A 22,751-nucleotide genomic window follows, 5' to 3' on the forward strand; every position below is an offset into this window, starting at 1 on the left:
CCGGCCGGGTCCCGGTGGGAGACGAACGAGGAGAGCAGGGCGCAAAGGGCGCATCTTTACGTGCCTTTATAAAAACTTTTATATATATATAAATTTACATCGTACTTACACAGTAAGATGAATATTTTTATATATATATATTTTTTAGCGGAGGTCTTGTTTTTGCGCCCTTTGCGCCCTGGCTCCCTTTAGGGAGGCGGCGTTGATCCCGGCTTATCCTTTTGATCCTCAGTGTTCTCGGGTTTCTCAGGGTCGCTGTTCCCCTTCTCCTGCCCAGGGCGCAAGAAATTGGCTTTTACCTGTTCCGACGTGATCTCCGTGATCGCGAAAAGGCGTTTTTTCCGGCGATTCCGTGAGCGAAAAACCTGCTTTTTCGGCATCTTGCTCCAACGTAAGTACACGAAAACGCGTCGGCGTGATACGTAAAAACGCTCTTGTTTTCGCCTTAATTCCGGTCTGCGCAAGATACAGTGGCGCGTCGAGGCGCTCCGGCTCGCGGAAGCAGGAGACAGTGGTGGGAAATAACTGAACTTTTGCGCTTTTCACTGAAAAAACTCTTTATTCCGACGGAATATTTGTAATTTTGCTCATGGCTAATTTGAACAGACTAAAAGTGGTACTTGCAGAGCAACAGAAAACAGGGAAATGGCTTATAAGCGATGAAGTCGGAGAAAAGAGTCGTGTGTTTACTGCTCAAACAATATTTTGAGAAGCGTGCCGCACTCGATCATGAGAGTGAGAAAGCTAAGAAAGTCCGTAATCTTATCTTGGATTTTGTGATTACTACCATCAATGAAAAGACAGGTGGAGGAACAAAATATATTAATCGTAGAGATGTGAATTATCTTCCTGCCGCAATCACAGAAGAAAACTATCGGAAAAATCTCACTTCTGCCATCAATCAATATGTGGATGGACATCATACATATAAGTATTCTCAGATTACAGATTTTATCTACAAGGCTGTGTTCAAAGAGAATGCTAAAGGAATGATGCCAGGACCAAAATGGCTTCAAGGGATTTCAGTTTCCGGGATGCGTATCATGGTAATATAGCAGATTACCTGCAAGCGTATTGCTTGAAAAGATTCATCAGGAGAAAGAACGCTTGATGATGCTCTTAATCTAATGAAAAACGTATGGCACAGTGCACCATCCGGTCGAGTATTGCGTCGGCGGCGGTGGCGCTTCATTGCTTTGCCACAATGTGGTAACTCTTGATGCTAGAAAGTTTTATTCAATCTTATCAATCTCTTTTTGGATATACCCCAAGAATTTGGATGCATGTGCTCCATCCATTTGAGTATGGTGAAACTGGAAAGATACGGTCAGAGTAGTTTTAAACCATGCACGCTTGTACTTGCCCCAAATCATAAACGGATTATTGAAAATGCCACTATACATACCCACTGCACCATCAATTTCATATTGTGCCAATGCCGAGGTGCCGATAACCATACTCTCTGCCGAGAGGTCGAGGTCAACGCAGTTCTCCGCCACCTGTTTTGTAAGTCGCAGATAGTCGCTATTAAACTGTGCCAAGTCCTTGCTAAAAGGGAGGTCGCACGAACTTACCTCGCCAACACTATTAGCAACTATGGTGTTTACTGCAATAGTATCGAACTGCATCAACTTACCACTCACGGGAAGCATATAAAATTCTTTGACTTTACTTGCAGCCATTCCAATGCAATAGCACATCAGCATATTGAATTTCAGTCTTTTCTTTTTGCTGGTTTTTAAAAGATTTGACACATCAAGTGTCTTGAAAAATGTTACCATCGGCATTGGGGCGTTCATCCACATTTCAAAAGCGTGTGCACGAGTGGTTGTCTGAGGATTGACTTCTTTCATACTTTTCTGTTATTAAGTTCGTAAATGAAACCGCAAAAGTAGATGATATCTGTTTTTTAACGAACGATTGAGAATAAGAATTTGCCATTTTTCCCTATATTTGAAGTCTCATCTAAATATAAATAAAAATGAAGTACTTGAGTTCCTCTATTTTATTGGGGCTCGGATTGTCCTCCTTCTTCTCCTGTAAAGAAGCGACAGCACCCGCCCCTATCCTGCCCGTTCCCACGCCGGCACAGGTTGAATGGCATAAGATGGAAACATACGCCTTTGTCCATTTCGGATTAAACACGTTCAATGATCTGGAATGGGGATACGGAAACACTCCCGCCTCCACATTCAATCCAACGGATCTGGATTGTGATCAATGGGCGCAAACGATCAAAGCCGCCGGATTGAAAGGTGTAATCCTAACCACCAAGCATCACGACGGGTTCTGTCTATGGCCCACCGCCACAACCGAATATAGCGTAAAGAATTCTCCATGGAAAGATGGCAACGGGGATATGGTGAAAGAACTATCCGACGCTTGTAAGAAACACGGGCTGAAATTTGGTGTTTATCTCTCCCCTTGGGACAGGAACAGCGAGAATTACGGGCAACCGGGATATGTTGAGAAATTCCATGCCCAATTACATGAATTGGTTTCCAACTATGGCCCGTTGTTCGAATATTGGTTTGATGGGGCAAACGGTGGCAATGGTTGGTATGGCGGCGCGAATGAAACCCGTGCTATCGATGCCAAGACCTATTATCAATATGAACGAGCACGTGACACGATCAAGGCGCACCACCCGGACATCATGGTTTTCGGAGGGACAGTACCCGATATCCGCTGGATCGGTAATGAGGAAGGTTGGGCGGGTGATACCCAATGGAGCATCTTCGCTCCGGAACCCTCCATGCCTACTTTCCAACAGAGTGTATGGGGGGATGAGAACGGGCCGATGTGGCTAGGTGGAGAATGCGACGTATCTATCCGTCCGGGATGGTTCTATCACTCTCGAGAAGATCACCAAGTCAAATCTCTGGCAAGATTAGTCGATCTTTATTACCGAAGTGTCGGGCATAACGCCAATTTCTTATTGAACTTCCCCGTAGCGTTGAACGGGAAAATAAGTCCGGTAGACTCCGCCCGTGCCGTACAATGGTATCAAACCATCCAAAACGACTTTAAGGAGAATCTTTTGAAAGGATGCTATGTGCAAGCTAGCAATAAAAGGGGGCGTAACTTCAGTCCCAATAAGACAGTAGATGGAGATTGGGATACCTATTGGGCTACAGATGATGGAGTGACCAGTGGTTCATTGACTTTTACGTTAACCCATCCTACCGATGTAAACCGCTTGGTAATACAAGAATATATCCCGTTAGGACAGCGCGTGCGCTCGTTCAACATCGAACTCGAGCAAGAGGGAAAGTGGATTCCGGCACAGACCGTAGACTCTACGACAACTGTCGGATATAAGCGAATTGTCCGTTTCCGGACCGAGAAAGTGGAAAAGATACGGATCAACTTCACGGACGCACGCGGACCGCTTTGTATCAATAACGTGGAGGCATACCTTGCCCCCGCTCTGGCGACCGAGCCGACGATTGCCCGTAATATCAATGACGAGGTAACCATACTGGCAGGAGATAAAGGCTCCGAGCTTCATTATACCACCGACGGTTCAGATCCGACTAAGGGCTCACCGCTTTACCAGGCTCCATTCGCTTTCGCGCAAAAAGGAACTGTCAAGGCGATTGCCTATGATCCGACTTTCGATACAGTCAGCCCGGTTTCCACGCAAACGTTCGATATTCCCGCTTGTGATTACACGATCGTGTCCCCGAAAGATGAGAAAAGCAGCGTGATCCTAGACGGAGATGGCTACACGACCTACTATTTACCTCAAGGGAAACAGGAGCTGGTCGTACAATTAGCGAAAGAAATGCCTATATCCGGATTCCGCTACACCCCAAACCAAGGGCGTGACGCAAGCGGCCATATCTCCAACTATCAATTGTATATTAATGGGAAGAAGGTAGCCGAAGGCGAATTCTCCAATATCAAGGCTAACCCTATCGAGCAAGTCGTACATTTCCCGATAACGAAAGGGGATCAAATCCGTTTGGTAGCGACTCGTATCGTAGATAATAAAAAACAAGCGGGTATCGGTGAATTTTCGGTAATTACGGGAGAATAAGGAATATCTAATAAATCCGATAAGACAGAAGCCCGCTAACGCCCGGAATACTCCGGAAACCGTGCACGATGCAACTGGGTAACTGATTGAGCGGGGATCGGGCGAAAAATTTTTCGCCTGATCCCCGCTACCCTCTCTATATCATATCGCATCTGGGTTAAGCCCTCCTTCCGTTTCGAAGGATCATCGGCAAACCCACGAGGCGACACATCAAACCTCCAAAGATTTACGGGCTTCCCGATCCGGATCATTCCGGGCCTCACACGTATTATCCAGGATCATCACCTCTCCATTTTCTTCCGTGTATTTCGGCCAAACGGGCAGCTCTCCTCCGTTCGGATCTCCTGTCCGCATGAAATTCAACAAAGCGCCAGACATCTTATCCGACAACGCACGAGGCACCTTACCTCCACCCGTATGGGTAAACATCCGATCCGTATTTTTAAACCAGAAACAGATATCCGAGCAATGGAACGCACGCATACGGTTATTAAACAAGGGCGAACACCAGCCGAACCAAGCCACATATACTGGCTGGCCTTGCTTTAATTTTGCGTTAGCCGCCTCAACCACTCGTTGACGGGAAGACAAAATCATCGCCCAAAGCTCCACCGGAGTCTTATCCGGGAAACTCTTAGCGTAAGCCTTCACGATCGATTCTGCTTTATCTCCATATCGACTTCTCAGTTTCTCGATCACACCGTCTTGAGTAATTTTTTCCAAAGCCGCATCCAACCTGTTTGGATTCCACTCATGGAAAGTCGTGCAGAATATCATCGGGACGACAGGAGACTCCAAATGGTTCTCTCCGGAGTAGAATACACTAGCCGGGATATTCCGGTCATCGGCAACAGGACCGAAAGAGCGTCTCATGCTAATTCCTTGATCTTCCCAGCACTTTTTACAAGCCCTATCCGCTATATCCAAATATTCCCGCCAAGGTATTTTCTGCAATTCATCCAGCTGGGAAGCGGTCAGTCCCGCTTCTTTCAAGATATATTCTCCCACTTTCCGGGTCATTGACTGATCGGAAGCTCCTATCGCAGATCCACTTAAAGCCACAGCTCTATGGATCAACCCTTTTGCCGCCGGCATGGCGGCAACCGTACAGACCTTGGCACCTCCTCCGGACTGTCCCATAATCGTCACATTCCCGGGATCCCCACCGAAATTGGCGATATTATCATGTACCCATCGCAAGGCGGCAATGATATCTAACATCCCCACATTGCCGGAATCCTTATACGCTTCTCCTCCAACACTAGAGAAGTCTGAGAAACCGATCGGCCCCAACCGATGGTTAATAGAACAGAATACGATATCTCCTTCCCGGCTTATATTCTCTCCATGATATCCATCCTGCTCGATCCCACTACCATTTGTAAAACCGCCGCCATGCAGCCACACCAACACGGGACGTTTCTTACCATCCGCAATGCCCGGTGTCCATACATTCAAACACAAGCAATCCTCACTCACATCCCAGTAGTTCCAATGATCGGCAAACGTTCCGTAATTATTGGGCCACCGGTTCTCCATACGTTGCGGCGCCGTATTCCCATAAAAAACCGCCGGTCTCACATCAGTCCACGGCTCTGGCTTTTGAGGAGGCATAAAGCGATTTTTTCCCGATGTATCAGCCCCATAGGGAACTCCCAAGAATGTATACACATGATTCAACAGATATCCCCTCACCTTCCCATACTCTGTCTGGGCAATAGCGATATCGTCACCGATAAATAAAAACTGTCCATCCTCTCCTTCCTTACCATTTTGTTTAAGGGAGGAATCCCCGGACGGAACACATGAGGAAGCCGTTACCAAGCTTCCCATACCTAAAGAGGCTGTTCCCAGCCCTAGGTTTTTCACGAATTGTCGTCTATCCATCTGCATAAAAACACAACTATTAATGTTAGAAACTGTTTTGAATTCATTTAAAAGTTTATCAGCCGGTAGTTCTTAATCCATTTTCATCTTTGGATATAGCAATCGTATTTATAGAGCAATAAAATGGGCTACCGCGCTGATCTGACTGATAAACAGCGGCAAGTTACAGAAAATTTTTCAGAAGACAAAGAACGTAAACGTAAACATTCTCTCTTTCAGCTTTAACGCCCATTTTTACTTGGCAAAGACCGCTTCCAATGGCGACACTGCACGCAGGACAGATGGAGGGAAAAAGATATAAGAGAATGCCTCACGATATCCTGCTTACCGTATGCTCCTAAGAAAGCCTGTTTAAACCATTTATTCTGAAGAGATGTTATCCTATTGTTTGTTTGCAGTAAAAAAAACAGAAGATTATGGATATTTCACTTCGTACAAAGCAGCTGAACAGCCTTTTCTCTTATGACAAAAAGACTGAATTGGGAGAGAGCCATCTGGAGATCATCCCGTTTCGATTCATCCAGACCCGCGGTGCCAGCGAGATCGACGAGTTCCAAAAGGGACTTACCCCCACCGGATTCTGTCCGATGACAGACGATCGTATCCAAGAGAACAAATCTTTCTCGTATGTCGTATTCACGCCCTCGAGACGTAAAAAGAATAATGAGGCGATTATCCTGCTGCACGGTCTGAACGAGCGGACTTGGGGAAAATACCTCACATGGGCGGAATACCTCACCCATACGACCGGCAAGCCCGTTATTCTCTTCCCGATCGCTTTCCACATGAACCGTACTCCGGGACTATGGGTCAATCCCCGCGCGATCCTCCCTTGGGTACGCAAACGCAAGGAGGAGATAGTGAACGTGACGAACTCCACCTTCGCCAACGTGGCCCTCAGCAGCCGGCTATCCCAAAACCCGTTACGCTTTTACGCCTCGGGCAGAGAGTCCGTTTATAATCTGTGTCAATTGGTTCATGAGATCAAAAACGGCGAGCATCCTTTGTTCAAGGAAGATACGATCATCAACTTATTCGCTTACTCCATCGGAGCGTTACTCTCGCAGGTCTTGCTATTGGCGAATCCGGACAAGATGTTTACGGACACCCGTCTATTCATGTTTTGCGGTGGCTCCATCTTCAGTGAGATGAATGGCAATGCCCGTGATATCATGGACAAGGAGGCATTCGCCAAAGTACGCCATTACTTCCGACATGATTTCTTGGAGAATCGTACGCTTCCCACCTCGTTCAAGAATGATTCTCTGGAGCAAGCCTTTAAAGCCATGGTACATGAGGATGTCTTACGAAATTACCGGGAGTCGTTCTTCCAACGAGCTTGCAATCGTATTCGTGCGATCTCTTTGAGAAAGGATATCGTTATGCCTACCGGTGGGGTGATCAAGGCTTTAGGGAAAGCGTCCGGCAAAATATTGGAAGAGTTGGATTTCCCGTTCACATACTCCCATCAAATACCCTTCCCGACACACTCCCGTATCGATCCGGGCTTGATCAACAAAGCCTTTCATTCCATATTCACGAGGGCAGCGGCATTTCTCTAAAGCAAAAAAAGTCGCTAAATAACTGCCATCACGTTATTTAGCGATCACTCATCGTGGTCCCACTTGGGCTTGAACCAAGGACTCCCTGATTATGAGTCAGGTGCTCTAACCAACTGAGCTATAGGACCTGTTCGGAGCCTAGCTCCGAAATCGGGTGCAATATTACGATTTATTATCGAGATATACAAATGCAAAAGGGGAAAACTTATTTTTCCACACTTTCTTCTCCGGCGAACTCCATCAAGTATGCTTTGATGAAATCGTCGATCTTTCCATCCATCACACCATTCACGTCGGAAGTCTGGTAGTTCGTACGATGATCTTTTACACGGCGGTCATCAAATACGTAACTACGGATCTGTGAACCCCACTCGATCTTTTTCTTTCCGGCCTCCACCTTGGCTTGCTCGGCCATACGATGCCGCAACTCCTTGTCATAAAGGATAGAGCGCAATTGACGCATAGCGTTCTCTCGATTCTTGGGTTGGTCGCGAGTCTCTGTATTCTCGATCAAGATCTCTTCTTCCTCACCTGTATACGGATCCTTGAACTGATAACGCAAGCGAACTCCGGATTCCACCTTGTTCACGTTCTGTCCTCCAGCACCGCCCGAACGGAACGTATCCCAAGAGATAGCCGCCGTCTCTACCTTTACCTCGATCGTATCATCCACCAACGGGGTGACGAATACGGAGGCGAAAGAGGTCATTCGTTTACCTTGAGCGTTGTAAGGAGATACACGGACCAAACGATGCACGCCATTCTCGCTCTTCAGATAGCCATAGGCGTAATCACCCTCGATATTGAAAGTCACGGTCTTGATGCCGGCCTCATCCCCCTCCTGATAGTTGGCGACAGAGATCTTATAACCGTTATTCTCAGCCCAACGCTGATACATACGCATCAACATGGAAGCCCAATCCTGGCTCTCGGTACCACCGGCACCCGAGTTGATCTTAAGCACGCAGCTCATTTGATCAGCCTCGTCACGAAGCATATTACGGAACTCCAAGTCTTCCAGTAAATGAAAGGCCTTCTTATAAGCCGCATCCACCTCTTCCTCGGTAATAATCTCTTCCTTTACATATTCGTAAGCCAGCTCTAGCTCTTCAGCCGCCGCATGCACCTCACCGTAAAGCTCGATCCACTTCTTTAGCTCCTTTACTTTCTTCATCTGGACTTCCGCACGTTTGGCGTCTTCCCAGAAACCGGGGTCTTGCGTACGTAGCTCCTCCTCTTCTAACTGAATGGTCTTGCTATCGATGTCAAAGATACCCCCTCAGCGCCTTATCGCGCTCCAATACGTCATGTAGTTGGTCTGATGTGATCATATATTCTTTTTTTTAAACTCACCGCGAAGATACGAAATAGTTGATAGCCGGCAAACTCGTTATTCCTCGTACATCGTCTCTATCTGATTAGCGTACTTCTGTAATACGATCGGACGCCGCAATTTAAGCGTATCCGTCAGCTCACATCCCATCACAAAGGGTTCTGGCAACAAGGTAAAGCGCTTGATCTTCTCGTAGGGAGCCAAGTTCTTCTGGTGCTCCTCCACTCTTGCCTCGATGAAACGAATGATATCCTTGTTTTTCACCAACTCCTCCCGGTTCTCGAACGAGATACCTTTTTCTCCGGCATACTTCTCCAACAATGGATAAGCCGGCACGATCAAAGCGCTCACGAACTTACGTTGATCGCCAATAACAGCGATTTGCTCGATATAATTATCACCGTTCATCACCATCTCGATCGCTTGCGGCGCGATGTATTTCCCGTTAGAAGTCTTATACAAATCCTTGATTCTTTCCGTAAAGAATAGCGTACTACCTTCCAAACGACCAGCGTCGCCGGTGCGGAAGAAACCATCCTCGGTAAAAGCCTTCTTCGTCTCTTTCGGTTTATTATAATAACCGGACATCACAGTCTTGCCTTTCACCAAGATCTCGCTATTCTCCGGATCTATTTTCACTTGAACTCCCGGCATCACCTCACCAATAGAACCAAATTGAAATCCGATCTCCGGGTAGAAACAAACCGTAGCCGTCGTCTCGCTCAGTCCATAACCATAGGCGATCGGGATATTTACGGACTGCAAGAACTCATTAATCGTGTCCGATAGCGGAGCGCCCGCCACCGGGAAAAACCGTCCACGCTCAATACCCAATACCTTCTTCAATAAGGTGAAAACCGTTTTATTGTAAAATTGGAACTTCAGTTTCAGACTATGCGGGGCTGGAATACCTTTATTCTTATACATCAGATTGTACCTTCGCCCGGTCTCGATCGCATCCAAGAAAATCTTCTTCATGGAAGGAGAAGAAGAATTGATCTTCTCATGTACGCCCGCATACACCTTCTCCCAAAAACGAGGCACATTGCACATCAGTGTAGGATGGACCTCCGGCAATGTCTTCTGGATCATTTTCGGGTCTTGATTAATGGCGATCGTGATCCCTCTGTGGAGACAATAATAACACCAAGCTTTCTCGAAGATATGTGTCATTGGCAAGAAACTCATAGATAGATCCTTGTCGGTTACCAGAGGCAGACGGATATCGTGTATCCGCATCGCCTCCAAATAGCAGGAATGAGGAAGCATTACGCCTTTCGACTCCCCCGTCGTACCGGACGTATATATAATGGTAGCCAGATCGTTTGGAATGGCTTCCGTCATACGTATTTTCACCATACTCTCCGCATGCGCATTATCTCCCAAGCGCAAGAAATCATCAAAATAAATAGATGTTTTATCTTCCGGATTCATCTTGACCGCCGGGTCGAAGACAACCAGACGCTCCAGATACTTAGAGTCCTTCTGTACCTTGAAAGCGTTATTATACTGCAATTGCTCACCCACAAACAACGTGCGGATCTTAGCGTCATTGATGATGTACTCGATTTGTCCCGGAGAATTCGTCGCATACATCGGGATGGAAACCACCCGGTTACCATACGCACCAAAGTCCGTATATAAACACTGAGGCATATTTTGGGAATAAACCCCAATATTCTCTTGGACCTTTATCCCGAACTCAGCCATTGCCTTGGCCGTAAGCATAACCTTATCGGAAAATTCCCTCCAAGAAATCTTCAGCCATTTCCCTGTAGCGCTATCTCTGTGTTTCAACGCTGTACGGTTCCCATATTTCTCTGCCTGACGGTGTATTAGCTCGGCAAAATGATAATAAATCATAATTCCTTATTTTGAATTGATGCCGCAAAAGTACGTTTTTCTCTTCTAAAAGACACGACATCAGCCTTTTTTTTACACATAATTGCTCTTTATGTGCAAGCATTCAGTTAAATAATGATAATTCATAGTAGTATGTATTGCATAGTACATATGTAATACATACATTTGTAGCATAAAATTAAAAGAGATGAATGCAGAGAACGTAAAATCACAGATGAGGAAAGGAACGCTGGAATATTGCATCCTCCTGCTTCTCAAAAAGGAACCCGCTTACACCTCTGATATCATTCAGAAGTTACAAGAAGCGAAGTTGATCGTTGTGGAAGGCACTTTATATCCTCTTTTAACCCGATTAAAAAATAGCGAGCTATTAAGTTATCAGTGGATAGAATCTACGCAAGGGCCACCACGCAAGTATTACCAACTAACCGAGAAAGGAGAACTATTCCTCGGCGAGCTGGAGACTTCATGGCAGGAACTAAATGATACAATAAACCACATCAGAAACAATTAAAACAAAAGAGTGATGAAGAAGACACTTACTGTTAATCTGGGAGGCACAGTTTTCCACATTGACGAAGACGCATACCAATTACTAGACGGATATCTGTCTAACCTACACATCCTCTTTCGCAAAGAAGAGGGTTCGGATGAGATCATGGATGATTTCGAGATGCGTATCTCGGAGCTTCTCAACGAGCGTATTCGCTTAGGCTACGAGGTCATCACGATCGAGCAAGTAGAGGAAGTGATCAAACGAATGGGTAAACCGGAAGAAATTTTCGAGGAGGAAGAAAAAAACACCGACCACGGGGATAATTACCGGACGCAACAACAAGATACTCATACCCAGACGACCAAGAAACGATTGATGCGCGATCCGGACAACCGTATTCTAGGAGGTGTCGCCGGAGGTGTCGCCGCCTACATGGATTGGGACCCAACTGCCGTACGTATCGTGCTTTTCCTTCTGATGTTCTTCTATGGAGTCACGGTTCCACTTTACTTTTCGTTGTGGATCATCGTACCGATGGCACGTACAGCGACTGAAAAACTCGAGATGCGCGGACAAAGCGTCACGGTGGAGAATATCGGAAAGACCGTAACAGATGGATTCGAGAAAGTCAGCAATAACGTGAACGACTTTATCTGCTCGGATAAGCCGAGAAACTTCTTCCAGAAGCTGGCAGATGTTTTCGTCCTGGTCATCGGATTCATCTTGAAGTTTTTCATCATATTAGCCGGAATCTTCTTGTTGCCACCGCTAGTATTAGTCGTATTCATTCTGGTAGTCGTAACATTCGCGTTACTCATGGGTGGAGCCGGATTCATCTATAACCTCTCTCCGTTCGGGGCGGACTTGATAAACGGGGCACCGTTGTCAATGGCGATCATGGGATGCATAGGGACGATCTTATTCATCGGTATCCCCATATTCTCCCTGATATATGCGATTTGCAGCCAATTGTTCAAGATACGCCCCTTACCGACGCAAGCAAGGTGGATATTATTAGCCATATGGTTCATCTCCCTTGTATTATGTGGCGTATATATCCATCAATCCGGTATGCTGTATGACTGGCATAATTACTGGGACGGTGTACACGGTTGGAACAGGCATGCCGTTTGGCTCCCTTAACCCTATTCAGAGATGTAAGATGAATGTATAAATTTAGCCAGTTTATTATTGTGTGTTAAAAAGAGGGCCGCTCTGTCACAGAGGGGCCTTTCTTCTAAGGTTAACAAATTTATGAGTAAAAACCACTAATGAATCATATTAATGATTGCTGCTCTCTCTGCGTGGTATTGTCACGCATAAGACAACAGGTGCAAATGTAACCAATTTTTTATAATTAAAAAATTATATTCCATTATTTAAATTCTTTTCTAATCTTAGCGGCGACCTCGGCCAGCCCTTCTTGACTTACAGTCAATTTCTTCCCGCCGAAATACATATCGGACTCCTTCGTGATAGGAATCAGATGGATATGCGCATGGGGCACTTCCAAACCCATGACGGCCAATCCTACACGCTTACACACAATAGCAGCCTCTTGGGCACGAGCTACCCGTTTAGCGAAAGCGACCATCCGTCCTAGCATCGGATCATCCATATCAAAGATATAATCGACCTCCTTCTTGGGAATTACCAAGGTATGCCCCAAGGCTACCGGATTGATATCGAGGAAAGCAAAAAACTCATCGTCTTCCGCGACCTTGTGGCTAGGGATCTCACCCGCCACGATTCTGCTGAAAATAGTTGCCATACGTCTTTCTTATTTAAATTGAAATATCCATAATCTCAAACGTCATCAAGCCAGAAGGCACACGGATCTCAACGACATCCCCTACCTTCTTCCCCATCAAACCTTGGGCGATCGGAGTGCTTACAGAGATCTTACCTTCTTTTAAGTTAGCCTCCGAATCCGATACCAACGTATAGGTCATGACAGCGTTATTCTTCGTATTCTTGATTTTCACCTTGTTCAAAATCTGAACCTCATCTGTTTTCACACGACTCTCATCGATCAGACGGGCGTTTGAGATCAAACCTTTCAACTGCGCAAGCTTCGCCTCCATGATACCTTGAGCCTCTTTAGCGGCATCGTACTCGGCGTTCTCGGATAAGTCACCCTTATCCCTCGCCTCAGCGATCTGAGCCGATATTTCAGGGCGCTTCACAGTCTCCAGATAGTTGATTTCAGCTAAAATCTTATCGTAGCCATCTTTTGTCATATAACTAGCAGCCATATTAAATCCTCCTTATTCTTTATATTAATATTGATTGATTATCGCATAATAAAAAAGAATCCCGACCACGTCATATGGCCGGAACTCCCCCTCTTTATCAGTTCAAGACTTTGCAAAGTTAGATCATCTTTCTCAGATAGACAAACTTGCGAAAGTGCTTTATAACATACAAGCCGGATGATTGAATCATGAACAATTTACAATACCGACTTGATGTCAGCCTCAAGTTTCTTCACGTCGTCCACCCGTTTAACCAAGTTCCCCTTACGATCCAAGACAAAGATCGCAGGAAGCTGTTTCACGTTGTACAACGCCGCAGCCTGGGAGTAAGCAGACTGTGGATCACGCACGCAAGTCCAAGGTAAATTAGAAGCTGCGTTCTTCCAGAAGTGGAGATCATTATCCAAAGAGATCTGATAAATCGCCAAGCCCTTGTCGTGGTACTTCATATATAAATCGCCAAATTCCATATTCAAGGCAGGAGACCATTCGGACACATAGGCCGTAAAGTTGATCAACACCACCTTACCTGTAGCGACAGAAGACAATTTCGTGTTTTCCCCCTGTATATTCGGCAACTCGATATCCAAGAAGCTAATCTCTTTCTTCTCCACCTTATCCAAATCCACCGGGCGCTGGCTACGAATCACCTTTATCGATTGAAGAGCCAAGTTATACAGATGCTTAGCACGAGGGCTTTCCGGATAATAATGATCAAAACTGGTGGCTACGGCACCATAAGCCTTCGAGTCGTTCTTGTCATACAAATCGAAAAACAACAAGCCATCAATTTGCTGGAACAAGGCAAAGTAAGCAGCAGCGGACATCGGAGCGGAATAAATATACTTACGCGCCACGTTCTTATAGTCCTCAGCGGCCTCGAGCAGCTGACGGGAATATGCAGAATCCGCCACCAGACCGGACTCTAACTCTTTCCGTAAGCGATGGATCGCTTGGTTAGCGTCTAATTGAGCCAAGGTAATACTCTTGATCGCCTTGCAATTCTCGGAGCCCTCCACGCTATAAGAAGTAGCGAAAGTCCCGGCATCGGCCACGAACGAGATCGTCTCCGTAGAATCAACCGAGAAGTTTATCAATTGATTATTCAGGCGCAAGCGATAAAAATCAGGAAATGCCGGACGAGGTTTCGTAAAGCTGAACCTACCCGCCGCTGTCAGCTTTACAGAATCCATCAGTTCTACCGTCGAAACGCCTACGTTCTCCAGATACATCATCTGGCCGTCAGCGCCGGATACCACACCTTCCACCGTAAAATCAGAATTCTTCTTACAAGCCGTGAACAAAAGCGACATAACACACAGCACTGCCAGTAAATTCGTAGATATTTGTTTCATTACTCCAATTTGTCTATGTTACTAATCCGGTGCAAATATACATTATTTTACAATTGTGGCACTATTATTCCATATTTCTTCAAGGCTTTTTCCCAAAAAAGTACTTTAAGACTATTATTTCTTTTCATTTTCATGCAATTACAGGCAAACTTTCACTACATTTGCACCAATTTTTGACAGATAGAAAAATAAGAAAAAAGATTATGCTTAATCCAATTAACAAGACGATCGAGTTAGGTGATGGAAGAACCATTACCATCGAAACCGGGAAATTGGCGAAACAGGCGGACGGAGCGGTTACTGTCCGCATGAACAACACCGTGTTGCTCGCCACTGTTTGCGCCGCTAAAGACGCGAACCCGGGTGTTGACTTCATGCCGTTGCAAGTGGAATACAAGGAGAAATACTCCGCTTTTGGACGTTTCCCCGGAGGTTTCACAAAAAGAGAAGGAAAAGCTTCTGATTATGAAATCCTCACAGCCCGTTTAGTAGACCGTGCGTTGCGCCCTCTTTTCCCGGACAACTACCACGCTGAGGTATATGTAAATATTATATTGTTCTCCGCGGATGGCGAAGATTTGCCGGACGCATTAGCAGGCTTGGCCGCTTCCGCCGCTTTGGCAGTTTCTGATATTCCTTTCAACGGGCCGATCTCTGAGGTTCGTGTGGCTCGTACGGATGGGAAATTCATCGTCAACCCAACTTCCGCAGAATTGGAGAAAGCTGATATCGACATCATGGTTGCCGCTACTATAGACAACATCATGATGGTTGAGGGCGAAATGAACGAGGTTCAAGAATCTGAGATGCTTGAAGCTATCAAAGTGGCTCACGAGGCTATCAAAGTACAATGCAAGGCCCAATTGGAATTATCCGAGACTTGCGGAAAACTGGTAAAACGTGAATATTGCCACGAGGTAAACGATGACGAGTTGCGCAAGGATGTACACGACAAATGCTACGCCAAGGTTTACGCCGTAGCCACATCCGGTAGCGGCAAGCACGAACGCAGCGAGGCTTTCGAGAAAATCGTGGAGGAATACAAGGCTCAATTCTCCGAGGAGGAGTTGACGGACGAGAAACTGGAAATGATCGGTCGTTATTATCATGATGTAGAAAAAGAGGCTATGCGCCGTGCCATCCTTGATGAGGGCAAGCGTTTGGATGGTCGTAAGACTACCGAGATACGTCCGATCTGGATCGAGACGGATTGCCTGCCGGGTCCTCACGGTTCCGCAATCTTTACACGTGGTGAGACTCAGTCTTTATCTACGGTAACTTTAGGTACGAAGGCTGATGAGAAAATGGTAGACGACGTATTGAACCATGGATACGAGCGTTTCCTTCTGCATTACAACTTCCCCCCGTTTTCCACAGGCGAGGCTAAAGCCACGCGTGGCGTAGGGCGTCGTGAGATCGGACACGGTAACTTGGCTCACCGTGCGCTGAAACGCATGATTCCGGACAACTATCCGTATGTAGTACGTGTAATCTCCGACATCTTGGAGTCTAACGGCTCTTCTTCTATGGCTACGGTTTGTGCCGGCACCTTGGCATTGAGAGACGCAGGTGTTCCGATGAAGAAACCGGTATCTGGTATCGCTATGGGATTGATCTCTGAGAACAAGGGTACGAACTACGCCATCTTGTCTGATATCTTGGGCGACGAGGATCACTTGGGTGATATGGACTTCAAGGTAACGGGTACGAAAGACGGTATCACGGCTACTCAGATGGATATCAAGGTAGACGGTTTGTCTTACGAGATCCTTGAGAACGCTTTGGCTCAAGCGAAAGAGGGCCGTATGCATATCTTGGGCAAGATCTTGGAGGCTCAACCGGAAGCTCGTGAAGATTTAAAACCTCATGCACCTCGTATCGAGACGATGATTATCGGTAAAGAGTTCATCGGTGCGGTAATCGGCCCGGGCGGTAAGATTATCCAAGGTATCCAAGAGAAGACGGGAGCTACGGTTTCTATCGATGAGATAGACGGCGTAGGAAAGGTCGAGATCTCCGGCACGAATAAGGCTACGATCGATGCAGCTGTCAAAGCGATCAAGGCTATCGTCGCTGTTCCTGAGATCGGTGAGGTTTATGAAGGAAAGATTTCCTCTATCATGCCTTATGGTGCGTTCGTTGAGTTCATGCCGGGCAAGGATGGTTTGCTACACATTTCCGAGATGGACTGGAAACGTCTGGAGACCGTTGAGCAAGCTGGTTTGAAGGAAGGCGATACGGTTTCTGTCAAGTTGGTTGATATCGATCCGAAAACAGGCAAGTTCAAACTTTCCCGCAAGGTGTTGCTTCCGAAACCGGAAGGTTACGAGGAACGTCCGCCAAGACCAGAAAGAGGAGATCGCGGACCTCGTCCAGACCGTGGTGATCGTGGGAACCGTGGTGATCGCGGACCTCGCAGGGAGTACAGAGACTAAGATAAGGTCTTATACATTATATATTATCCCGGGTAGATTAAACGCTATCCGGGATTTTATTTTATAGGACGTTCCATCTCCTAAGAAGTTCTTATAGCTCGTTCTCCCAACGAATTTAGTCTTCATACTCCGTCGAACGATGTATCAAATGACCTATTAAAACTTATAGGCTACACCTGCCGCCAAAGCAAATTGCTGGAAATCTTTCGTAAGCTGGTATTTCCCTTCGGCACTTACATAAAAAGACGAGGAAATCGGATATTCCACACCAGCTCCAATATTTCCCCCAAATTCATTACTCATGAAATGAGTATAAGTGACTCCCAGCAAAGGATAAACCTGCCATGTGTTTTTTATCGGAAATAAATAATGTACATCCGCACTAACCACATAAGAGGTACTACTGGCAAAATAGCAATCGAAAGAAGGCGACAAACGAATATGATCCGTTGCGTTCCAATTGAACTCAGCACCTAAGCGAAACGACTCAAAACTACTTGCTGTACCGTAACCCACATTTATCCCGACACTTTTCTCTCCTTGTTGGGCAAAAACACTCAATGAGACCAAAAGCATACACAAACAAAAAAAGCAGACCAAAGTTTTCTCATATACAATACTATTTATAATGAAATAAAAACAAGAGTCAACAAAGTTATTTAAATTATCTTTGCTGCTCTTGTAAAACGATCTAATCTTTATCTAGAATGAGGGCTTTGAGTGTATTTTCCTACTTCCTCTATAGAAAAAGTAAATGATGTAATTTTATCACTCCAAGAATCATCACCACAAGGGACATTATCCAAATTTGAATCCGAATGAGTTTTCCCCTTAAATGTTTCATCTAAGTAGATAATAGAGTCATTCCTGCGTTCACAACTGACAGTGTAGTCCGTACCTTTATAAGAAGCATAAAGAGTAAAAGATTGACTTTCCCCCTCTAAGCTTTTAGTCTCTACATTTTCTTGGGTTGAATTAGACAACATCAAGTTATCCTCATCCAAAGAACTCTCACAAGAAGCAAATCCACATAGTACCGCTCCTAAAACAAATAAACTTTTGAAATTCACTTTAATAAAATTAAATTATAAATTAATTGGAAATTCTTGATACACATCATCCCCGCTTACAATTAAAAGGTATGGGTTTTCACGGGTGCTTACAGGAATATAATAACTTTGCGGAGAACTTATCGATAATAATCTCTCAAAGAGGGGAATCCCACTATCATCAACAACCTGTATAAACACATTGTCAAAAGAAACCATAAAATGAAGCATTACCCCATCATTTACAATTTCCACTTTTACCGGAGCATGAGATATAGAACGTTCTTCTTCTTTATCATGATCCCCTTTCTTCTCTTCAGCCATCACATGTGTACACAGCCCCACGCAACTTAGCAAAGTCAAAAATAAAATTCTTTTCATCCCATTCATTTTTTGATTGCAAAAGTATCCGATAAGGTTGGATTCGGGGTTAAAACTTTGTTCGCTTTTTGTTCGCTTTTTGTTCGCAGAGTTGTATAAGGCTAAAGACCAGCGATTAATTCATCCAGTTCATTCGGGGTTCCATCCTCTCCCTTTATTTTTTTATAAAGCCGTTTACGGGATGAGGATACGGAGGGTTTGGAGCGACCCAAGATTTTTGCCATATCAGTTACCTTGACTGATATCTTTATCAAGTAACAAATCCGGAGTTCTATCAATGACATTCCCGAATATAACTGATATAGACGATTCGTAAAATTATTGTATGTCTTATCTAACTCCTTCCGTAAAGCATTCCAATCTTCTTCCCTGATTATCTGATCTGCCTCATTCGTGGAATGGAATTTCATATAGATATCCGAATGCCTTAAATCCGACTCTAACAAATCACGCTCGGTACGCCGCAACTGTATTTGTTCATTGGTCACTTGCAAAAGTTCTTTTCGCACATGAAGCAATGAATTTGTATCTTCATGGTCTTTAGATAGTAAGGTTCCCAATTCATTCAATTTCGCGTTATTCGCTTCTACATATTGAAAACTTCTCTCATATTGTTCTTGCTTTTCCCGCTGAAGCGCCTCAAACTGCCTAGCCAACCGCTCTTTCTGCCGTTTTAGTCTATATATAAACAATAAGGTTATCGAAAGCCCCAATCCGAACAAGGATAATATCCGGCAAATACGAATCTGCATCCGGTCATTCTCGCCCTTTAGCCGTAAATTCTCAGTTTCCCGCTTTTGATAATTATATAAAGAGGTCATTTTACGGATTTCCTCCGAATCGGTTATCTTGCGGATGGAATCTTGCACTTGCTGGCCAAGACGGACATAGCGAATAGCCTCCCGATAATTCAACCGACGCTCATACAAAAGCGACAAGTACTCATAAATAGCGTCTCTCACATATAAATCAGGACTATCCAAACATCTCCTTAAATAGTAGTCGGCAGAGTCCAATCTTCCCACCTCTAAATAAATATGTCCCAATGTAGAATAAGTAGGATACATATTCCGGCCTACGGAATCTTTTAATGATTCAAACAAACATTCCAAAGCCTTATCATAAAGTCCCATTTCCCGGTGAAGATCTCCTAATTCTGTTGATATACCGGAATAGCGATGCACCAAGCCTATCTCTTTCGCTATATCGGCGGCCTTTTGATAATACAAAACCGCACTATCATTCTTATTAATCGCATCATACACCCGTGCGATGTCTCTCATCACAAGAGACAAGCTAGTGCTATCCCCCTTTAATAACTTGTATTGGGCCGCTTTCTCATACATACGGATCGCCTCTTCATATACATTCTGATAATCATAAAGCATCCCCATCTGCGAATAGACATTTGACAATAATTGGTACTTCTTCGTATCCCCCGCCACATCCAACGCCTTTTGGAAATACTTCAACGCTTCCGGAGCATCATTCAAATCCCGGTAGACACGGCCCATATAGTAATAAGACTCCAGTAATTTATCCCGATCGCCATATACCTCATAAAAAGCGGTGATTCGCTTGATCAGGGAATCGGAAGTATGCCGGACATACATCTTATCATTGACCTTCAAGTCGAGCAAGTCATAATACATACGCTGTTCCTCATCAAAGGACGAAAGGCTGTCCCGCAATCGATCCAGCAAAGGGCGGGCTTCCTCCGGATTTGTATCCGCAAGGGATTCGATCTGCGACAGGGTAGCGGGATAAGGCCTCCCCCGATGATCGCAAGCATAAAAAGCCGAGATCAAGACCGACATCAAGAGGATGTATATACGAGGCATGGATATATGTTTTATCACTTAACAATCACAAAGGTAAAAAATTAAAGTGTAATAGTTTCATTGATATTTGCACAAACTTTCAAGTTTGTTTCCTTCCCTCTCACACCACCGTACGTGCCGTTCGGCATACGGCGGTTTAATTTGTTTTCAAAGAGTGTCTAATCGTGTAGTAATCAAGGCAACTTACAAGGCCTTTGCGTGTGAGGATGTCTATGGCCAGCTTGTCCGCTTGCTGCGCCTTAGTATTAGGTTTCTGTTCGTCAGGCCACGATTTCGCTATTGCTTCTTCTCTCCCAAGCGTCGCCGCTTGAAACTTGCAAGTCGCTTTAGGGTTCGTCGGCAACTACGCCCCTTATGGACTTTCACCACAGATGTATGGCATGCCCGTCATACTACCAAAAAAGCGGTATCCAGCCTACCACCGGATACCGCTTTTCATTATCTTACCGATCAATGCGAATCAGCAACGAGGTTTGATCTGTTTGAAGAAGTCATTACCCTTGTTATCTACCAAGATAAACGCGGGGAAGTTCTCTACCTCGATCTTCCAGATCGCTTCCATACCCAATTCCGGATATTCCACGCACTCGATGCTCTTGATATTGTTCTGAGCCAGGATAGCCGCAGGGCCGCCGATAGATCCTAGGTAGAAACCACCGTGGTTCTTACAAGCGTCCGTAACTTGCTGGCTACGGTTACCCTTCGCCAACATGATCATGCTACCGCCATGGCTCTGGAACAAGTCAACGTATGAGTCCATACGTCCCGCGGTCGTCGGGCCCATAGAGCCACAAGCCATACCTGCCGGAGTCTTAGCCGGGCCCGCGTAATAAATCGGATGATCCTTGATGTATTGGGGAAGATCCTCGCCACGATCCAGACGCTCCTTCAACTTAGCGTGAGCGATATCGCGACCCACGATGATCGTTCCGTTCAATGACAAACGAGTAGACACCGGATATTTATCCAATTCCTTCAAGATATCCGCCATCGGTTGGTTCAAGTCGATCTTGACAGCGTCTCCCTCACCCGCTTGGCGAAGTTCCTCCGGAATCAATTCGCCGGGATGGCTATCCAACTTCTCGATCCAGATACCTTCCTTATTGATCTTACATTTGATATTACGGTCCGCGGAGCAACTTACACCCAAACCTACCGGGCAAGAAGCGCCATGGCGAGGCAAACGGATGATACGGACATCGTGAGCCAAATATTTACCGCCGAACTGAGCGCCCAAGCCAATATTCTGGGCAGCGGCCAATACCTCTTTCTCCAACTCCACGTCGCGGAAAGCACGGCCACCCTCGCTACCGGTCGTAGGCAAGCTATCGTAGAAACGAGTAGAGGCCAACTTCACCGTCAATAAATTCTTCTCAGCGGAAGTACCGCCAATCACGATCGCGATATGGTACGGAGGACAAGCGGCCGTACCCAACGTCTTGATCTTCTCTACGAGGAAGGGAACCAATGTACCCGGGTTCAAGATCGCTTTTGTCTCTTGGTATAAATAAGTCTTATTAGCGGAACCACCTCCCTTTGTCACGCAAAGGAACTCATACTCCATGCCCTCCGTAGCCTCAATATCGATCTGGGCCGGTAAGTTACATTTCGTATTTACCTCGTCGTACATAGTAAGCGGGGCATTCTGGGAGTAACGAAGATTCTCTTCCGTGTAGGTCTTGTACACTCCTAAGGAAAGCGCTTCCTCATCGCAATAACCCGTCCAGACCTGCTGCCCTTTCTCGCCGTGGATAATAGCCGTACCGGTATCTTGGCAGAAAGGAAGTACGCCTTTAGCCGCTACCTCGGCGTTACGAAGAAATGTCAGGGCCACGTATTTATCGTTGTCCGTAGCTTCCGGATCGTTTAAGATCTGTGCGACCTGCTCGTTATGAGAACGGCGAAGCATGAAGGATACATCACGGAAAGCGGCGTTAGCCATAGCGGTCAAACCTTCTTTAGCGACTTTCAAGATCGGTTTCCCTTCAAACTCAGAAACGGAAACATGATCTTTTGTAAGCAAATAATACTCTGTTGTGTCCGGTCCCTTTTGGAACATCGGCTCGTAATGAAACGGAGGTGTTGCCATATCTTTAAAATTTAATTATATATTGGTTTTATGTAACAATAGTTCGTTAATTTTTTGATTCTTGGCAGATATGCTACAAAACACATTAAACCCTTTGATTATCAGTAAAATAGTCGCCTAAAAAGATGGTCAAGTGGCGAATTTTTCGTAACTTTATAGTTGA

18 protein-coding genes, 1 tRNA gene and 1 pseudogene are annotated in these 22,751 nt (G+C 45.5%); 6 read left to right on the top strand and 14 right to left on the bottom strand.

Going from position 1 to position 22,751, the window contains the following annotated elements; all coding sequences use genetic code 11:
- Window positions 1-246 precede the first annotated feature (246 nt).
- On the bottom strand, window positions 247-546 hold the full coding sequence (locus G7Y39_RS11660; protein ID WP_165157634.1) for a hypothetical protein: 300 nt from the start codon (window positions 544-546) through the stop codon (window positions 247-249).
- Between the two features lie 185 nt (window positions 547-731).
- Here G7Y39_RS11660 and G7Y39_RS11670 point away from each other — a divergent pair.
- Window positions 732-1,096, top strand: a pseudogene (locus G7Y39_RS11670) (DNA-binding protein); the annotation flags it as partial.
- Between the two features lie 136 nt (window positions 1,097-1,232).
- On the opposite strand, the gene G7Y39_RS11675 reads toward G7Y39_RS11670, so the two are convergent.
- Window positions 1,233-1,853 carry a CatA-like O-acetyltransferase, family 2 gene (locus G7Y39_RS11675; protein ID WP_165157635.1) on the bottom strand — a complete coding sequence of 207 codons (621 nt, stop codon included), beginning with the start codon at window positions 1,851-1,853 and terminating at the stop codon, window positions 1,233-1,235.
- Window positions 1,854-1,981: 128 nt separating this feature from the next.
- On the opposite strand from G7Y39_RS11675, the gene G7Y39_RS11680 reads away from it, so the two are divergent.
- Complete coding sequence (locus G7Y39_RS11680) at window positions 1,982-4,042, top strand: alpha-L-fucosidase (RefSeq protein WP_165157636.1); 2,061 nt, start codon at window positions 1,982-1,984, stop codon at window positions 4,040-4,042.
- Window positions 4,043-4,252: 210 nt separating this feature from the next.
- On the opposite strand, the gene G7Y39_RS11690 is transcribed toward G7Y39_RS11680, so the two are convergent.
- Window positions 4,253-5,935 carry a carboxylesterase/lipase family protein gene (locus G7Y39_RS11690; RefSeq protein WP_165157637.1) on the bottom strand — a complete coding sequence of 561 codons (1,683 nt, stop codon included), beginning with the start codon at window positions 5,933-5,935 and terminating at the stop codon, window positions 4,253-4,255.
- Between the two features lie 410 nt (window positions 5,936-6,345).
- Here G7Y39_RS11690 and G7Y39_RS11695 point away from each other — a divergent pair, with 410 nt between their 5' ends.
- Window positions 6,346-7,491, top strand: a complete 1,146-nt coding sequence (locus G7Y39_RS11695) for a DUF6051 family protein (RefSeq protein WP_165157638.1) — start codon at window positions 6,346-6,348, stop codon at window positions 7,489-7,491.
- Between the two features lie 54 nt (window positions 7,492-7,545).
- Here G7Y39_RS11695 and G7Y39_RS11700 read toward each other — a convergent pair.
- From G7Y39_RS11700 to G7Y39_RS11710, 3 genes are all read right to left on the bottom strand, one after another.
- A tRNA-Ile gene (locus G7Y39_RS11700) sits at window positions 7,546-7,619 on the bottom strand.
- 77 nt (window positions 7,620-7,696) lie between these two features.
- A protein-coding gene (gene prfB, locus G7Y39_RS11705) for a peptide chain release factor 2 (RefSeq protein ID WP_165157639.1) occupies window positions 7,697-8,822 on the bottom strand; the annotation gives its coding sequence in 2 pieces (ribosomal slippage) (window positions 7,697-8,758 and window positions 8,760-8,822; 1,125 coding nt in all).
- Between the two features lie 59 nt (window positions 8,823-8,881).
- Window positions 8,882-10,687, bottom strand: a complete 1,806-nt coding sequence (locus G7Y39_RS11710) for a long-chain fatty acid--CoA ligase (RefSeq protein ID WP_165157640.1) — start codon at window positions 10,685-10,687, stop codon at window positions 8,882-8,884.
- A gap of 187 nt (window positions 10,688-10,874) precedes the next feature.
- Here G7Y39_RS11710 and G7Y39_RS11715 point away from each other — a divergent pair, with 187 nt between their 5' ends.
- Together G7Y39_RS11715 and G7Y39_RS11720 are read left to right on the top strand one after the other, a co-directional pair.
- The gene (locus G7Y39_RS11715; RefSeq protein ID WP_057317559.1) at window positions 10,875-11,201 is read left to right on the top strand and encodes a PadR family transcriptional regulator; all 327 of its coding nucleotides are present in this window, start codon (window positions 10,875-10,877) and stop codon (window positions 11,199-11,201) included.
- 12 nt (window positions 11,202-11,213) lie between these two features.
- Complete coding sequence (locus G7Y39_RS11720; RefSeq protein WP_165157641.1) at window positions 11,214-12,326, top strand: PspC domain-containing protein; 1,113 nt, start codon at window positions 11,214-11,216, stop codon at window positions 12,324-12,326.
- 232 nt (window positions 12,327-12,558) lie between these two features.
- Here the strand turns inward: G7Y39_RS11720 and G7Y39_RS11725 are convergent, their stop codons facing one another.
- From G7Y39_RS11725 to G7Y39_RS11735, 3 genes are all read right to left on the bottom strand, one after another.
- On the bottom strand, window positions 12,559-12,954 hold the full coding sequence (locus tag G7Y39_RS11725) for an HIT family protein (RefSeq protein ID WP_165157642.1): 396 nt from the start codon (window positions 12,952-12,954) through the stop codon (window positions 12,559-12,561).
- Between the two features lie 13 nt (window positions 12,955-12,967).
- Window positions 12,968-13,438: a transcription elongation factor GreA gene (greA, locus tag G7Y39_RS11730; RefSeq protein ID WP_165157643.1), complete on the bottom strand. Its 471-nt coding sequence runs from the start codon at window positions 13,436-13,438 to the stop codon at window positions 12,968-12,970.
- A gap of 197 nt (window positions 13,439-13,635) precedes the next feature.
- The gene (locus G7Y39_RS11735) at window positions 13,636-14,793 is read right to left on the bottom strand and encodes a TlpA disulfide reductase family protein (protein ID WP_165157644.1); all 1,158 of its coding nucleotides are present in this window, start codon (window positions 14,791-14,793) and stop codon (window positions 13,636-13,638) included.
- 203 nt (window positions 14,794-14,996) lie between these two features.
- Between G7Y39_RS11735 and G7Y39_RS11740 the strand changes: the two genes are divergently transcribed.
- On the top strand, window positions 14,997-17,228 hold the full coding sequence (locus G7Y39_RS11740; protein ID WP_165157645.1) for a polyribonucleotide nucleotidyltransferase: 2,232 nt from the start codon (window positions 14,997-14,999) through the stop codon (window positions 17,226-17,228).
- Between the two features lie 156 nt (window positions 17,229-17,384).
- On the opposite strand, the gene G7Y39_RS11745 is transcribed toward G7Y39_RS11740, so the two are convergent.
- The 5 genes from G7Y39_RS11745 to G7Y39_RS11765 form a co-directional block, all read right to left on the bottom strand.
- Entirely contained in the window at window positions 17,385-17,804 is a 420-nt protein-coding gene (locus tag G7Y39_RS11745; RefSeq protein WP_165157646.1) for an outer membrane beta-barrel protein, read from the bottom strand.
- A 122-nt stretch (window positions 17,805-17,926) separates the two neighbouring features.
- The gene (locus G7Y39_RS11750) at window positions 17,927-18,298 is read right to left on the bottom strand and encodes a hypothetical protein (RefSeq protein ID WP_165157647.1); all 372 of its coding nucleotides are present in this window, start codon (window positions 18,296-18,298) and stop codon (window positions 17,927-17,929) included.
- 15 nt (window positions 18,299-18,313) lie between these two features.
- Window positions 18,314-18,658, bottom strand: coding sequence for a DUF3244 domain-containing protein (locus G7Y39_RS11755; protein ID WP_241160033.1), 345 nt, complete (start codon window positions 18,656-18,658; stop codon window positions 18,314-18,316).
- Window positions 18,659-18,759: 101 nt separating this feature from the next.
- Window positions 18,760-20,499 carry a tetratricopeptide repeat protein gene (locus G7Y39_RS11760; protein ID WP_165157649.1) on the bottom strand — a complete coding sequence of 580 codons (1,740 nt, stop codon included), beginning with the start codon at window positions 20,497-20,499 and terminating at the stop codon, window positions 18,760-18,762.
- Window positions 20,500-20,959: 460 nt separating this feature from the next.
- Window positions 20,960-22,588, bottom strand: coding sequence for a fumarate hydratase (locus tag G7Y39_RS11765; protein ID WP_165157650.1), 1,629 nt, complete (start codon window positions 22,586-22,588; stop codon window positions 20,960-20,962).
- Window positions 22,589-22,751 lie beyond the last annotated feature (163 nt).

This window comes from Parabacteroides sp. ZJ-118 (assembly GCF_011038785.1).
Classification (GTDB): domain Bacteria; phylum Bacteroidota; class Bacteroidia; order Bacteroidales; family Tannerellaceae; genus Parabacteroides.